The 14,999-nt window shown below is 70.0% G+C and carries 10 protein-coding genes and 1 riboswitch; of the genes, 4 read left to right on the top strand and 6 right to left on the bottom strand.

Translation table 11 applies throughout. From position 1 onward, the window contains the following. Positions 1-19: 19 nt before the first annotated feature. Positions 20-2,842 (bottom strand): bifunctional diguanylate cyclase/phosphodiesterase, encoded by a 2,823-nt coding sequence (locus F7Q96_RS11530; protein ID WP_249041667.1) that lies wholly within the window; start codon positions 2,840-2,842, stop codon positions 20-22. Between the two features lie 381 nt (positions 2,843-3,223). On the opposite strand from F7Q96_RS11530, the gene F7Q96_RS11525 reads away from it, so the two are divergent. The 4 genes from F7Q96_RS11525 (at position 3,224) to F7Q96_RS11510 (ending at position 9,489) form a co-directional block, all read left to right on the top strand. Continuing rightward, entirely contained in the window at positions 3,224-5,173 is a 1,950-nt protein-coding gene (locus tag F7Q96_RS11525; RefSeq protein ID WP_390884791.1) for a sensor domain-containing diguanylate cyclase, read from the top strand. Between the two features lie 87 nt (positions 5,174-5,260). After that, on the top strand, positions 5,261-6,667 hold the full coding sequence (gene fumC, locus F7Q96_RS11520) for a class II fumarate hydratase (RefSeq protein WP_053824491.1): 1,407 nt from the start codon (positions 5,261-5,263) through the stop codon (positions 6,665-6,667). Between the two features lie 191 nt (positions 6,668-6,858). Beyond that, positions 6,859-7,845, top strand: a complete 987-nt coding sequence (locus F7Q96_RS11515; protein ID WP_053824492.1) for a GGDEF domain-containing protein — start codon at positions 6,859-6,861, stop codon at positions 7,843-7,845. Between the two features lie 133 nt (positions 7,846-7,978). Then, positions 7,979-8,095, top strand: a riboswitch (glycine riboswitch). A gap of 56 nt (positions 8,096-8,151) precedes the next feature. Beyond that, on the top strand, positions 8,152-9,489 hold the full coding sequence (locus F7Q96_RS11510) for a D-amino acid dehydrogenase (protein ID WP_053824493.1): 1,338 nt from the start codon (positions 8,152-8,154) through the stop codon (positions 9,487-9,489). Positions 9,490-10,055: 566 nt separating this feature from the next. On the opposite strand, the gene F7Q96_RS11500 is transcribed toward F7Q96_RS11510, so the two are convergent. The 5 genes from F7Q96_RS11500 to pgl all read right to left on the bottom strand — a co-directional run bounded on the left by F7Q96_RS11500 (position 10,056) and on the right by pgl (position 14,956). After that, positions 10,056-10,850 carry an SDR family NAD(P)-dependent oxidoreductase gene (locus F7Q96_RS11500; RefSeq protein WP_053824494.1) on the bottom strand — a complete coding sequence of 265 codons (795 nt, stop codon included), beginning with the start codon at positions 10,848-10,850 and terminating at the stop codon, positions 10,056-10,058. A gap of 119 nt (positions 10,851-10,969) precedes the next feature. Then, positions 10,970-12,397, bottom strand: coding sequence for an ATP-binding protein (locus F7Q96_RS11495; protein ID WP_053824495.1), 1,428 nt, complete (start codon positions 12,395-12,397; stop codon positions 10,970-10,972). After that, on the bottom strand, positions 12,397-13,179 hold the full coding sequence (locus tag F7Q96_RS11490; protein ID WP_053824496.1) for a response regulator: 783 nt from the start codon (positions 13,177-13,179) through the stop codon (positions 12,397-12,399). Before F7Q96_RS11490 ends, F7Q96_RS11495 begins: the two co-directional genes overlap by 1 nt. Positions 13,180-13,222: 43 nt before the next feature. Further along, positions 13,223-14,197, bottom strand: a complete 975-nt coding sequence (gene glk, locus F7Q96_RS11485) for a glucokinase (RefSeq protein WP_151022659.1) — start codon at positions 14,195-14,197, stop codon at positions 13,223-13,225. Between the two features lie 66 nt (positions 14,198-14,263). Then, complete coding sequence (pgl, locus tag F7Q96_RS11480) at positions 14,264-14,956, bottom strand: 6-phosphogluconolactonase (RefSeq protein WP_053824497.1); 693 nt, start codon at positions 14,954-14,956, stop codon at positions 14,264-14,266. Positions 14,957-14,999: the final 43 nt, after the last annotated feature.

Raw genomic sequence — 14,999 nt, 5'->3', positions numbered from 1 at the left:
CACCGCGGACATGTCTTCGCTAGACAGCCTGTACCGCCACGCCGCGTTCGCAGCGCTCGATCAGCTCCGCCAGCGGCACGCCGGCGCCGAACAGGAAGCCCTGCACCGCGTCGCAACCCTGTTCCCGCAAGAAGCGGAACTGGTCGGCGGTCTCGACGCCTTCGGCCACGACCTGCAGCCGCAACTGATGGCCGAGCGCGATGATCGCCGCGACCACGGCCCGGTCCTCGCCATTGCCATTGCCATCGCCTTCGGCAAGATTGGCGACGAAGGAACGGTCGATCTTCAGCTTGTTGATCGGCAGCCGCGTCAGATAGCTCAAACCCGAATAGCCGGTACCGAAGTCGTCGATCGACAGGCCGACGCCGAGCGCGCGAATGCCGCGGAAGGCGTCGATCGTCTGCGGCGTACCCTCGATCAGGATGCCCTCGGTGACCTCGATCGCCAGATTGCGGGCCGGCAGGCCGCTTTCGCGCAGGCAGCGGTCGACCAGCGCGGGGAAGTCCTCTTGCTGCAGGTGCGGCGGCGAGATATTGACCGCGACCTCCAGGTCCAGGCCGGTACGCATCCGCAGCGTCTGGATCTCGCGGCACGCGGTGGCCAACACCCATTCGCTGATCGGCACGATCAGTCCGCATTGCTCGGCGATCGGGATGAATTGGCCCGGCTGCATCGCGCCGCGCTCGGCGGTGTACCAGGACAGCAGCGCCTCGACCCCGACGATGCGCTGGCTGGCGGTATCGACCAGCGGCTGATAGCGCAGCGTGAATTCCTGCTCGGCCAGTGCCCGCCGCAGCAGCCCTTCGATGGTGAAGCGGGCCAGCGACGCCTCCTTCATGTCCGGCGAGAAGCGGCGCACCTGGCCACGGCCGCCCTGCTTGGCCGCGTGCAGCGCCGCATCGGCCGCCTGCAGCAGGTCGGCGACGGTATTGCCGTCGCTCGGGAACAGCGCCATGCCGATCGACGGCACGACGCGCAGCCTGACGCCACCGAGCCGCAGCTCCTCGGACAGCCGCGCCACGATCTTGGCGGCCGCCAGTTCGGCCTCGCTGTCGTCGGCAATGTCGGACAACACCACCGCGAACTCGTCGCCATCCATCCGCGCCGCCAGATCGGCTCGGCGCACGGCGGCGCGCAGCCGGTCCGCCATGGTCCGCAACACATCGTCGCCAACGTGGTGGCCCAGCGAATCGTTGATGCGCTTGAACTGGTCCAGATCGATCAGCAGCAGCGCGACCCGACCATTGTGGGCTCCCACCGCCTGCAGCAACGCGTCGGCGCGTCCGCTCAGATAGTCGCGATTGGGCAGGCCGGTCAGCGTGTCGTGGTGCGCGAGGTGATCGATATAGGCATCGGCGCGCCGCCGCTCGGTCAGATCGTGCGCGATCGCCAGATAGCCGCCGGCACCGTCCTGGCCCGGCTGGCCGTGGCGCTTGCCGGCATCGCCGCCCGACAGCGGCAACAGCGTCAATTGCACCGGCAGCGTGGAGCCGCCCTTGCGGATGTAGTGCCAGGTGTGCTCGTCGACCAGCCCGAGGCGCGGCTTGGCGATCAGCGCTTCGAAACCGGGCGCGACCGGCTGGCCGAGTTCGGCCGACAGGGCACGGGCACGCGCGGCCAGCTCGCCCGGCTCGTGCAGTGCGCTGTACGGAATGCGTCCGACCAGTTCGTGCGCCTGGTACCACAGCATCTGCTCGCCAGGCCGATTGATCGAGGTGATGGTGCCGTGTCCGTCGAAAGCAATCACGCAGATCGGCGCATGGTCGAGCAGGCGTGCATGCCGCTGCGCCACCAAATCGGCCGACTGCCTGGCCCGCTCGGCGCTGCGGCGCCGCGCGGCCAGATGCCAGGCCAGCCAGCCGAGCAGCGCGGTGCCGAGCGTACCTGCCGCAATCACCAGCGGCACTGGTGCACCGGGGCCCCCTTCCTCGAACGCGGGCAGCGTGGTCGCGCGCACGGTCCAGGTCTGGCCACCGAACGCCAGCTCGCGATCGAGCTGGCGCAGCGGATGGGAATGCGTGCGAGGGGCCGCCTCGCCGCCTGCCCGGGCCAGCAGCAAGGCATTGGCGGCGGAGGGCCGCCCCTGGTACAGCGCCAGCGAAAGCCTGCCGCCATGGATGGCCGCCGCGTCCGCCATCAGGTCGCCGAGCCGGTAGGCCGCATAGACATAGCCGAGCAGCGCCTGCCGCCGCTCCTCCACCGAATTGACCGGCATGCCGTTGCGGTAGACCGGCAGATACAGCACCGCGCCCTGCGCGGCAACGCTGCGATGCACTTCGCGCAGCAGCGCCACGCGCGGGGTCATGCGCGCCTGCATCGAATCGCGCGCCGCTTCCGCGGTGGCACGCCGTACCGGGTCGGACAGATGGTCGAAGCCCAGCGCGCCCAGCGTGCGGCCGGCGAAGGGCTCGACATAGATACCGGGCGCGTAGACCTCGCGCTCGCCGCGTGGAAATACGTCGAAGGCGGGCAGGCCTTCGGCGCGGACCGATTCGACCAGCGCGTCGAGCGCAGCGGCCTGCGCCAATCTGGCATAGCCGACCGAATGGATGCCGGGGGGCAGGTCGTCGACCTGCGTGGCGAGCATATAGGCCCGCCATTGGTCCCGCGTGGTGTCGGGATTGGCCGCCAGCAGGCCGCTGGCTCCGCGCAGCAGGCGCTCGCCGGTGTCGAGCCGCTGGCGCACTGCCATCACGCTCGCCGACAGCATCGCGTCGAGCCGCTGCGCGGCGGCGCGTTCGCTCCATGCGGCGCTCTGCACGGCGGCCGCGGCAGTGATGCAGGCGCCCGCGGCCACGACCAGCAAAGCCAGGACGGCGGGAGGAAGCGAAGGCAGTTTCATCGCAATAGCAAGGCGGGGCCGTGCGGCCTGGATAGGAGCGGCGCGGCGTGGCGCCAAGGTCGTGACCGGCACCGATGCCGCTGGCGTCCAGGCTCGGATCACGGCTTGGACTATACCGCGCGAAATGCACTTTGCGACAGCGGGACAGGTCGTGTGCCGCGACTCGCACCATGCCGCTCGATGTGATACGGTGACGCCTACGGAACCCGCCGACCCGGGGAATGCCCTTGCGGGCACGCATGCCACCGTCCCCCCTTGCTCGACGACTCGCCCAACGCACCGCCGCACGTAGCGCCGAAAGGACCGCCCGACACACCGAACGACGATCGCCGCGAGCCGCCTGCCACGGCCACGGCGCGTCGTCCCCGGTTCGCGCTGTCGTTGACGACCCGTATCGCGCTGGTCACCGCCGGTCTGTCGACCGTGCTCGGCGCCGCCCTCGTGGTGGGCTCGCTGAAATCGGCCCATGACGACCTGCGTGACGCACTGCAGGCGCAACAGGATTCCGTCGTCAAGCTGACGGCCGAACAGCTCGACTCCGCGGTCAACGATCGCCTGATCCTGCTCGAGCACCTCGCCCCGCAATTCAAGTCGATGATGGACGCGCCGGCCGCGCAGCTGCAGGCCATGCTCAGCCGCACCATTCCGATCCCCGGCACCTTCAACAGCGCCGTCGTGGTCGATGCCAGGGGCATGCTGCTGGCCCGCGACGGTACCGTGGTGTCGGTCGCGGACCGCACCTATTTCCGCGAGGCCGCGCGCACGCTGGCGCCGGTGATCAGCCCGCCGATCCGCGCCCGGGCCGACGGTTCGGTCGGCGTGCTGCTGGCCGTGCCGATCGTCTCGGACGACAAGACCTTCCTCGGCCTGGTCGGCGGCTGGATCGACCTGGCGCGCTCGAACTTCCTGGTCGAGGTGCCGCACAGCCCGATCGCCAGCACCGGCTTCTATTGCCTGGTGTCGGCCGGCGCCCAGCCGGTCTACGTGCAGCACCGGCTGCAGCAGCAGGTGGGACAGCCAGCCCGCGCGCAGGGAGAGACCTGCGGCGTGCAGGCCCAGCCGGCAACCCTGGAATTCCTGACCCCGCGCGAGCCGGTCATCGCACGCTATCTGATGGCGACCACCGGCTGGGAACTGGTCGCCGTGCTGCCGGCCAAGGAGGCCTTCCAGCCGCTGCACGCGATGCAGCAGCGCTTCCTGTTGTGGTCGGCGGTCGCCGTTGGCCTGGCGGCGGTACTGAACTGGTTCGCGGTGCACTGGATGTTCGCGCCGCTGGCGCAGCTGCGGCGCGTGGTGCGCGACAGCGCGCGCGACCTGTCGGCCTACGAGCGGCTGTCGACCCATCGCCATGACGAGATCGGCGTGCTCGCGCGCGCGTTCGCCCGGCTGATGCGCGACGTGCGCGAGCGCCGCGAACAGCTGCACCGCAGCGAAACGCGCCTGCGCGCGGTCACCGACACGCTGCCGTCGCTGCTGGCCTTCATCGACACCGACGAGCGCTACGTGTTCAACAACCTCGCCTACGAGCGCACCTTCGGCATTCCGCTCGACCAGCTGCGCGGCATGACGCTGCGCGAACTGCTGGGCGAAGCACGGTACGCGCGCATCCAGCCGTATCTGCAGCAGGCGCTGGCGGGCACCGCGGTCACCTTCGAGACCGAGTTCCACGATCCCGACTACCACTGCACCGAAACCAATTTCCGGCCCGAGTGGAGCGCCGACGGCAGCCGCGTCGAGGGCGTGCATGTCCATGTGCAGGACATCACCGCGCGCAAGCTCGAGACGCTGCGGCTCGCGCAGATCTCGCGGCTGGACCATCTGACGCAGCTACTGAACCGCAGCGCGTTCGAGACGCGGCTGGCCGAGGCGATGGCACGCAGCCGCTCGCAGGACCGGCTGATGGCGCTGCTGTATCTGGACATGGACCGCTTCAAGGCGGTCAACGACCACTATGGCCACGCGGCCGGCGACCAGCTGCTGCAGAGCTTCGCCAAGCGCGTACAGCGCTGCGTGCGCGAGCGCGATGCGGTGGCGCGGCTGGGCGGCGATGAATTCGCGATCGTGATGGAGGACATCGACCGGCCCGATGTCGCGGTGCGCGTCGCCGGCGCGATCCTGCACGCGGTGGGCCGCCGCTTCTTCATCGAGGGCGCCTTCGTCGACGTCAATGTCAGCATCGGCATCGCGTTGTACCAGGGCGCGCCGATGACTTGGCAGCAGCTGGCCAAGGAGGCCGATGCGCTGCTGTACCGCGCCAAGGACGCCGGACGCGGCCGCTTCGAGATCGGCCCGCCCGAGCTGGCGAACCGGTCGCGCGAGGCCCGCCCGTAGGCCGCCTTGCGCGCCGGCGCGGCGTCGGCAGTCCCGGCGGCGTATCCTAGAAGACCGATTCGCACCGTTCGTTCACAGGAGCCAGCCATGTCAGACCAGCAGCCCCCAGCGACCCGCATCGAACAGGACAGCCTGGGCCAGGTGCCCGTCCCCGCCGACCACCTGTGGGGCGCGCAGACCGAGCGCTCGCGCCAGAACTTCCGCATCGGCAACGAGAAGATGCCGCCCGCGCTGATCGAGGCGTTCGCGATCCTGAAGTTGTGCGCGGCGCGCGCGAACCGCGAACTGAACGTGCTCGACGCGAAGCTGGCGCAGGCGATCGAACAGGCCGCCGAGGAGATCATCGCCGGCCAGTGGCCCGACGAGTTTCCGCTGTCGGTCTGGCAGACCGGCTCCGGCACGCAGACCAACATGAACCTGAACGAGGTGATCGCCAATCGCGCGATCCAGCTGCTCGGCGGCGAGGTCGGCAGCAAGCGTCCGGTTCATCCCAACGACCACGTCAACGCGAGCCAGTCGTCCAACGACAGCTTCCCGACCGCGATGCATATCGCCGCCGCGCGCGCGGTGCAGCGCCAGCTGCTGCCGGCACTGGAGACATTGCAGAAGACGCTGGGCAGCAAGGTCGAGGCCTTCGCCGACATCGTCAAGGTCGGCCGCACCCATCTGCAGGATGCCGTGCCGCTGACGCTGGGCCAGGAGTTCTCCGGCTACCAGGCGCAGGTCGCCGACGCGCAGGCACGGCTGCACCAGGCCGTGCTGCGCGCGATGCCGGTGCCCCAGGGCGGCACCGCGGTCGGCACCGGCCTGAATGCGCCAGCCGGCTTCGCCGCCGCCTTCGCGCGCGCGCTGGCCGACTACACCGGCCTGCCGTTCGAACCGGCCGCCAACCGCTACGCGCTGCAGGCCGCGCACGACGCGCTGACCGACCTGTCGGGCGCGCTGAACACCACGGCCTCGTCCTTCCTGAAGATCGCGCGCGACTTCATGCTGCTGGGCTCCGGCCCGCGCGCGGGGTTTGCCGAGCTGCAGCTGCCGGCCAACGAGCCGGGTTCGTCGATCATGCCGGGCAAGGTCAATCCCACGCAGGCCGAAGCGCTGGCGATGGTCTGTTGCCGCGTGATCGGCAACCACACCACGATCACGCTGGCCAACGGCCTCGGCACGCTGGAGCTGAACGCCTACAAGCCGGTCATCGTTTACAGCCTGCTGCAGTCGGTTACACTGCTGGCCGACGCGGCGGCCAGCTTCGCCGAGCACATGGTGGCCGGCGTCGAAGCGGACCGGACGCGCATCGGCGAGCTGCTCGAACGATCGCTGATGCCGGTCACCGCGCTGAACCCGCATATCGGCTACGACAAGGCCGCCGAGATCGCCAAGCTGGCGGTGGCCCGCAACCTGTCGCTGCGCGAGGCGGCGATTGCCTCCGGCCATGTCACCGCCGAGCAGTTCGAACAATGGATCGACCTGAAGGGGATGACGCGCGAGGTGTAGCGCCAGCGCACCGGTGCTGGCGGCCATGGACCCGGCCACGGACGCGACCATGCTGCGGGCCACGCGCCCGACCCTGCCACCGGCCGCCAGCGCATTGACCGAACCTTCGACCGGCCCCGCCCCGCGGCGGCCGGAAACAAACCCGCTCGAGACGGGCTGACGATCGGGGTAACAACGATCGCATTGACCAGATGATTCCTGCTCCCATTCCCGCCGATGACCAGCGGCGCCTCGACACGCTGTATTCGCTGAACATCCTCGATACCGCGGCCGAAGAGCGCTTCGATCGGCTGACGCGCCTGGCCAGGCGGCTGTTCGACGTGCCGATCGCGCTGGTCAGCCTGGTCGACGCCAAGCGGCAGTGGTTCAAGTCCTCGTTCGGCCTGGCCGTGCGCGAAACGCCGCGCGAGCAATCGTTCTGCGGCCATGCGATCCTGCGCGACGATCTGCTGATCGTGCCCGACGCGCTGCAGGACCAGCGCTTTCACGACAATCCGCTGGTCACCGGCGCGCCCGGCGTGCGCTTCTACGCCGGCTGCCCGCTCGCGGTACGCGGCGGCGCCAAGGTCGGCACGCTGTGCCTGATCGACACCGCGCCGCGCGAGTTCGACCAGGATGATCAGGCGCTGCTGCACGATCTGGGGCGCCTGGCCGAGCAGGAGCTGGAATCCGCGCAACTGGCGTCGATGGACGACCTGACCATGCTGTCGAACCGGCGCGGCTTCTCGGCGCTGGCGCAGCACGCGCTGGCGGTCTGCCAGCGCCAGGGGGTGCCGGTCACGCTGCTGTTCTTCGACATGGATGGCTTCAAGGCCATCAACGACCGCTTCGGCCACGCGGAGGGCGATCTGGCGCTGACCGCCTTTGCCGACCAGTTGCGCCGCGCGTTCCGTCAGTCCGACCTGATCGGACGGCTCGGCGGCGACGAGTTCGTCGTGCTGCTGGTCGACGCCTGCGCCGACCAGTGCGACGCGATGCTGGACCGGCTGCGGCAGGGCGTGGACGCGCACAACGCGCAGAGCCAGCGCGGTTATCGGCTCGATTTCAGCGCCGGCGCGGTCGCGTTCGATCCCGCCCGCCACGCGGGCATCGCCGATCTGCTGGCGCAGGCCGATCAGGCGATGTACGCGAACAAGCAGGCCCGCAAGGCAGGGACGCCGCCCGCCGGGGGTCAGTAACTCGCGTTGCGGCCGCCGCCGCGCCGTGTTACTGTCCGGCCATCCAGGAGAAAGCGAACCTGCGGCGCGACAGCGCGGCGGCAGCGCTGCCGAAGGCGTACCCCCGAAACGCTCAGGTACCGAAGACTGGAGACGACAACGAACTGGAGAGCGCCGCCATCATGATTCGACGATGACGGCCGCCGAAGGGGCAAGCCGGGTCCGGGGCGGACGCGGTGAATCTCTCAGGCAAAAGGACAGTGGGGGCAGCCGGGTTGGCATCGACGATGCCGGCCGGCTGCCCCTTTTTGCATCCTGGAGCCTGAAATGAAAGTCATCGTGATGGGGGCCGGCGTGATCGGCGTGGCCTCGGCGTGGTATCTGTCCAAGGCGGGCCACGAGGTCGTGGTGCTCGAGCGCAATGCCGGCGCGGCACGCGAAACCAGCTTCGGCAATGGCGGCCAGATCTCGGTCAGCCATGCCGAACCCTGGGCCAATCCGTCGGCGCCGCTCAAACTGCTCAGCTGGCTGGGACGCGAGGACGCGCCGCTGCTGTTCCGCCTGCGCGCCGACCCGGCGCAATGGTCGTGGGGCCTGAAGTTCCTGCGCGAATGCCCGGCCCGGCGTTCCACCCGCAACATGATCCAGCTGCTCAATCTCGGCACCTACAGCCGCGCCAGCCTGCAGGCGCTGCGCGCCGAGACCGGCATCGAGTACGACCACCTGACCCGCGGCATCCTGCACTTCTATACCAGCCAGAAGGAATTCGACGCGGCGATCGAGCCGGCGCGCATCATGCGCGAGCTCGGCTGCGAGCGCCGCGTGATCGGTCCCGACGAAGTGGTGAAGCTGGAACCCGCGTTGGCGTCGATCGCGCCGCGGCTGGCGGGCGCCACCTACACCAGCGAGGACGAGTCCGGCGACGTGCACCGCTTCACCACCGGCCTGGCCGCACTGTGCGAGGCGCGCGGCGTGCGTTTCCGCTATGGCGTGCGCGTGCAGCGGCTGCTGGCCGAAGGCGGCCGCATGCGCGGCGTCGAGATCGCCGACGAGACCGGCGCGTACACGGTCGAGCAGGCCGACGCCTATGTGCTCGCGCTCGGCAGCTTCAGCCCGATGCTGGCGCGTCCGCTTGGCGTCAAGCTCGACATCTATCCGGCCAAGGGCTATTCGGCCACGCTGCCGGTGCTCGATCCCGAGCGCGCGCCGACCGTCAGCCTGACCGACGACGAGTACAAGCTGGTGTTCTCGCGGCTGGGCGATCGCTTGCGCATCGCCGGCACCGCCGAGCTCAACGGCTATTCGATGGAGCTGAACCCGGTGCGTTGCGAGGCCATCGTGCGGCGCACGCTGGAGATCTTCCCCGGTGTCAGCCGCCCCGAACTGGCGCGCTACTGGACCGGGCTGCGTCCCGCGACGCCGGGCAACGTGCCGTATATCGGCGCGAGCGCGGTGCAGGGGCTGTACCTGAACACGGGCCACGGCACGCTGGGCTGGACCCACGGCTGCGGCTCGGGACGCGCGATCGCCGAACTGATCAGCGGCCGCGTGCCGGAAGTGGACTTCGGCTTTTGCGGTCCGCTGCCGCAGGCGCCGCGGATGGCGCGTCCGCTCGCGCCGGTGATTGCCGCGCGCGCCGCCGCATCGGAGCCGGCCGAGCTTTGATATCCGTCTGATACAGGTATGAAACAACGACACCGGCGCGGCATGGCGTTGCCATGCGCGCCGGTGTTTTCGTTTCATCGCTGCCGCGCATGCATGGGCGCCAAAGCGTACCCGTTTCTGCGCACGGCTTTCGGCGAGCGTACCCGTTTCTGCGGGCCGCATTGGCAGCCGATTAGCAGCCGATTAGCAGCCGACTGGCAGCCGGCTGGAGCCAATTGGCGGCCGCATTGACAGCCCCATGGCCAGCCCTACTGCCGGCCCTACCGCCCGCCCTACTGCCCGCCCTACTGCCGGCCCTACTGCCCGCCCAATTGCCGGCTCACAGTGCACCTTGCGGGCCAAAGCCAGACCCGGGCATGGCATCGATCGGGCGCGCAATCCGCACCGGCCGCCTGCGATGCGGGCCCGCACCGTACCCGTTTCTGCGTCGTGCGAACGCCGTCCGATGCCGCGTGGCGTGCCGTGCGTACCCGTTTCTGCGTACACAACCTCAGTCGAATCAAGGCTCTCCGATGCCTCGACGTCTCGCCATCGCCGCGCGGAGGCAGCGCGCTCGCGCCTCGGTATCAAGCGATGGTGTCGACCACGCCGCCATCGACGCGCAACGCGGCGCCGGTGGTCGCCGATGCCTGCGGCGAACAGACGTAGACCACCATGTGCGCGACCTCCTCCACCGTGGCCGCGCGCTGGATGATCGAGCTGGGCCGATGCGCCTTGACGAACTCGGCGGCCGCTTCCTCGATCGACAGCCCTGCCTTGTCCGCGTCCTCGCGCAGCATTTCCCGCAGGCCGTCCGACAGCGTCGGTCCCGGCAATACCGCGTTGACCGTGACGCCGGTCCCGCTCAGCCGTTTGGCGAGGCCGCGCGACACCGCCAGTTGTGCGGTCTTCGAGAAGCCGTAGTGGATCATGTCCTCGGGCGTGTTCAGCGCGGACTCCGACGAAATGAACACCACGCGGCCCCAGCCGTTCGCCGCCATCGCCGCCGTATACGCCCGCGCCAGGCGCACGCCGGACATCACGTTGACATCGAAGATGCGGGTCCAGTCCTCGTCGCTCAGTTCGTAGAAATCGCGCGGACCGTAGATGCCGGCGTTGTTGACCAGAATGTCCACCGCGGGCTCCGCGGCCACGATCGCGTCGCAACCGTCGGCGCTGCCGACATCGGCCGCGACGCCGCGCACCGCGGCGCCCGGAACTTCGCGCACCACGTCCGCGATGGCGCCCTCGACGGTGTCCTGCTTGCGGCCATTGACGATGACCGCGGCGCCGCTGCGCGCGAGGCCAATGGCAATGGCCAGTCCGATGCCGGCGGTCGACGCGGTGACCAGCGCGGTCTTGCCGGTGAGATCGATTTGCATGGGTACCTCCTGAAACAGGGTGAAATCAGCGAAGAGGACGGCGAAAGGGTCAGTCAAGCGGGTACGCAGAAACGGGTACGCTTTTCGACAGCAACGCAGCGGCGCGTCAAGGCAGTGGCTTAATCGCGGCCCGTGCGCTGCGCGTTGCCGGCTTCCGGAAACACCACCCGCACCCGCAGCCCCGGCTCGTTGTCCTCCAGCGACAGCGTGGCGCGGTGTACCTGGGCGATCTCGTCGACGATCGCCAGGCCCAGGCCGCTACCGCCGCTCGGCGCATCGGGCAAGCGATAGAAGCGGTCCAGCACGCGGGCGCGCTGTTCGGGCGGGATGCCGGGACCGTTGTCGGCGACGATCAGCGCGACCCGGCCCGCGTCGGCACGCTGCACGCGCACGTCGACCTTGCCGCCGGCGGACACATAACGCAGCGCGTTGTCGATCAGATTGGTCAGCAGGATGCGCAGCGCGTCGGGATCGCCCTGCACGGTCAGCCCGGCCGCGTCTCCAGCGCCAGCATCGCCAGCCCTGCGACCATTGCCACCATCGTCGCCGTCGCCGTCGCCGTCGCCGCTGGCGTCGAGCCCCAGGTCGATATTCCGGTCCAGCGCGGCCTGTGTCATCTCGCCGACCACGGTGGCTGCCAGCTCGCGCAAGGCGACCGGCTGCTGGCCCGCGACGGCCGCGCCGGGCTCGTGGCGCGCCAGCGTCAGCAACTGCGTCACCAGATGCGTCAACCGCTCGAGGCCATCGCGCAGATTGCCGACCGCCTCTCGGCGCGCCGGCTCGCTGTCGGCGCGTTCGACCAGTTGCGCCTGCAGCTGCAGCGCGGTCAGCGGCGTGCGCAGCGCGTGCGCGGCATCGGCGATGAACGCGCGCTGCGTGTCGATCGCGTCGGACAACCGCGCCAGCAGCAGGTTCAGCGCCTCGGTCAGCGGCGCGATCTCGGCCGGCATCTCGGCAACCGCCAGCGGCGACAGCGCGTTGGCATCGCGCTTGCCGACCTGCCGCGCGATCTCGCGCACCGGCCGCAGCCCGCGGCCGACGGCGAGCCAGACCATCCATCCCAGCAGCGGCAGCAGCAACAGCAGCGGCGCCACGGTGCGCAGCGCCATTCGCGCCGCCACTTCGCGGCGCGCGCTCATCGGCTGCGCGATCTGCACCACCGCCGGCCCGAGCTGCACGCTGTAGATGCGGAACTCGCCGTCGTCGGTGCGGACGTTGGAGAAGCCGAGCTCGGCGCGCGGCGGCAGCGACGGCCGCGAGTGCGACAGATAGAGGCTGCGGCCGGTACCGTCCCAGATATGGATCACCACATCCTCGTCGGAGCGGAACAGATTGTCGGTGCCGGGCGGCAGCGGCGGCGACAGCGACGGCAGCGCCGGACCGTTGAACTGGCTCGGCAGCGCGAGCGCGACCTGGCGCATCTGATAGTCGAACAGCGCGTTGGCCTCCTGCCGGGCCTGCCCGTAGATCAGCGCGGTGGCGGCGGCGATGCCGGCCAGCAGGCCGAGCGCCAGCCACCACAGCAGGGTCCGCTGGATCGATCGCATCAGCGCGCTCCTCCAGCGGCTTCATGCGCGTCACCGCCGTCCCTGCCGCCGTCCTTGCCGCCGTCCCTGTCACCCTGCTGCGCACCTTCCTCGAGCTTCGGACAGACATAACCGACGCCGCGGATATTGCGGATCAAACCCTGGCCGAACTTCTTGCGCAGCGCGTGGATATAGACCTCGACCGTATTGCTGCCGACCTCGTCGTCCCAGCCGTACAACTTTTCCTGCAGCTGCGGCACCGACCACACCTTGCCCGGGCGGGCCAGCAACGCGGCCAGCAGCGCGTATTCGCGCGCCGACAGATGGACCGGCTCGCCTGCCAGCGTGACTTCGCGCGTGGCCGGATTGAGCACGATCGCGCCATAGCGGACCAGCGGCTCGGCACGGCCCTGCGCCCGCCGCGCCAGCGCATGAATGCGCGCCACCAGCTCCTGCAGGTCGAAGGGCTTGACCAGATAGTCGTCGGCGCCGGCGTTCAATCCGGCGACGCGATCGGCGACCGCATCGCGCGCGGTCAGGATCAGCACCGGCGTGGCAACGCCGCGCGCGCGCATGCCGGCCAGCACATCGAGGCCCGAACGGCGTGGCAGGCCGAGATCGAGCAGCACCAGATCGTGCTGTCCTTCGGCCGCGCCGCCGGCCGCGACGCCGGGCGGCTGCGTGGCCGCCGACAGGCCGGCCTCGCCATCGCGCACCCAGTCCACCGCGAAGCCTTCCTGCCGCAGCGCGAGGCGCACGGAATCGCCGATCATCGTGTCGTCTTCGATCAGCAGCACGCGCATCGCTTCGCTCCGTTGGTTCGCCACTCGCGGCGGCCGCGGCGGCTCATCGCCGATCGACCGCTTCGGCCAGCGCGTGTGCCAGCCCCGGCAGCGCGGGAAACTGCGCGGTGATCACCTGCACCGGCACCGGTTCGAGGAACGCGCGCATGCGTCCCTTGTCGACGAAGCGCGCATTGAAGCTGGACGCCGCCAGCGTCTGGACGAAGCGCGGCACGATGCCGCCGCCGATATAGACGCCGCCGCGCGCGCCAAGGATCAGCGTCACATCGGCCGCAACCGAGCCGAGCAGGCCGCAGAACACCGCAAGCGCACGCTGGCACAACGCGTCGCCACGCTGCAAGGCGCCCTCGGTGACTTCCGCCGCGGTCAGCGGCACGCGCACGGGCGTACCCGTTTCTGCGGCCAGCGCGGCATGCGTATGCGACAGTCCCATGCCCGACAGCAGCCGTTCGGCCGACACGCGGCCGTGCTCGCGATGCGCGGCATGCCAGGCGATCCACTCGTCGTCGGTGGCAGGCATCAGTTCGACATGTCCGCCCTCTCCGGCCAGCGCCACCGGCGCCGCACCGTGGCGGCCTGGGATCAGCCCCGACACGCCGAGCCCGGTACCGGGGCCGATCAAGGCCAGCGGCGAGCCGGCGGCCGGCGTGCCGGCGCGCACCGGCGCCAGTTCGCCCGGCTGCAGGTACGGCAGCGCGAGCGCCAGCGCGGTGAAGTCGTTCAGCGCCAGCAGCGTCTCCAGGCCCAGCGCCTGGCGCACCGCCTCGATCGAGAAGGCCCAGGCATGATTGGTCAGCTTGACGCGGTCGCCGGTGACCGGGTTGGCCAGACCGATCGCCGCGTGGCGCGGCGGCGGACCGGCCAGCTGCGACAGGTATTGCCGCATCGCCGCCTCCAGCGACGGATAGTCGGCGACCTTCAGCGCGGTGACCGGTCCGATCGCATCGGGCGCGGTCTGCAGGGCGAAGCGGACATTGGTGCCGCCGACATCGGCGAGCAGGCGTGGGTAGGTAGTCATCGCGAGGCAGGAAACGTCAGGCGGCAATCAGGCGGCGAGATCGGAGGACGCATTCGCGCAGCGCATCTACGCGGTAAAGACGTCGAAGCCGTGCCGATGCCGGCTGGCCACCAGCCCCACCGGCAACGCGGGCCCGGGCTCCTGCAGCGCGCGTTCGAACACGGCGGCCTTGGCGACGCCCGAAAACGCCAGAAAGACCCGTTCCGCCGCCAGCAAGGCCGCCAGGTTCAGCGTCACGCGCGCATGCGGCGCGCTGGGCGGGCGCGTCACCACGTAGCAGGGCGTATCCCCGTTCAGCGCTTCGCCGAGTTCCGGCGCATCGGCGAACAACGAGGCGGTATGGCCGTCTTCGCCCATGCCGAGCACTGCGACGTCGGGCTGGCGGAATGCGGCATCGAGTGCGCCATTGAGGCGCACCACCGCCCGCGCGGGCTCGGAGGCCTCGAGCGCATCGGCGATCAGTGGCACGAAGCTGGCCGCGGCGGCGGCATCGCGCAGCAGGTGTTCCTGCACGAGCCGCGCGTTGCTGTCCTCGTGTCCCGGAGGCACCGCGCGCTCGTCGACCAGCGTGATGGTGACCGCGTCCCAGCGCACCGGCCGATAGCGCAGCCGCTCGAACATCGGCACCGGAGAGCGCCCGCCCGAGACGGCAAGCACCGCGTGGCCGCGGTCCTGGATGGCAAGGTCGAGCGCGTGGCCGACGGAGGCAGCCAGCGCTTCGGCCTGATCCAGCGGCGAAGGATATTCGAAGCGACGCATGGCGATTTCCGAGTCAGGATTCGTTGGAGCGGAGCGGCGGGCC

The sequence above is a fragment of the Cupriavidus gilardii genome (assembly GCF_008801915.1).
Classification (GTDB): Bacteria; Pseudomonadota; Gammaproteobacteria; order Burkholderiales; family Burkholderiaceae; genus Cupriavidus; species Cupriavidus gilardii.
Note: the sequence above shows the minus strand (reverse complement) of the source record. Positions and strands in the feature narration are given on the sequence as shown.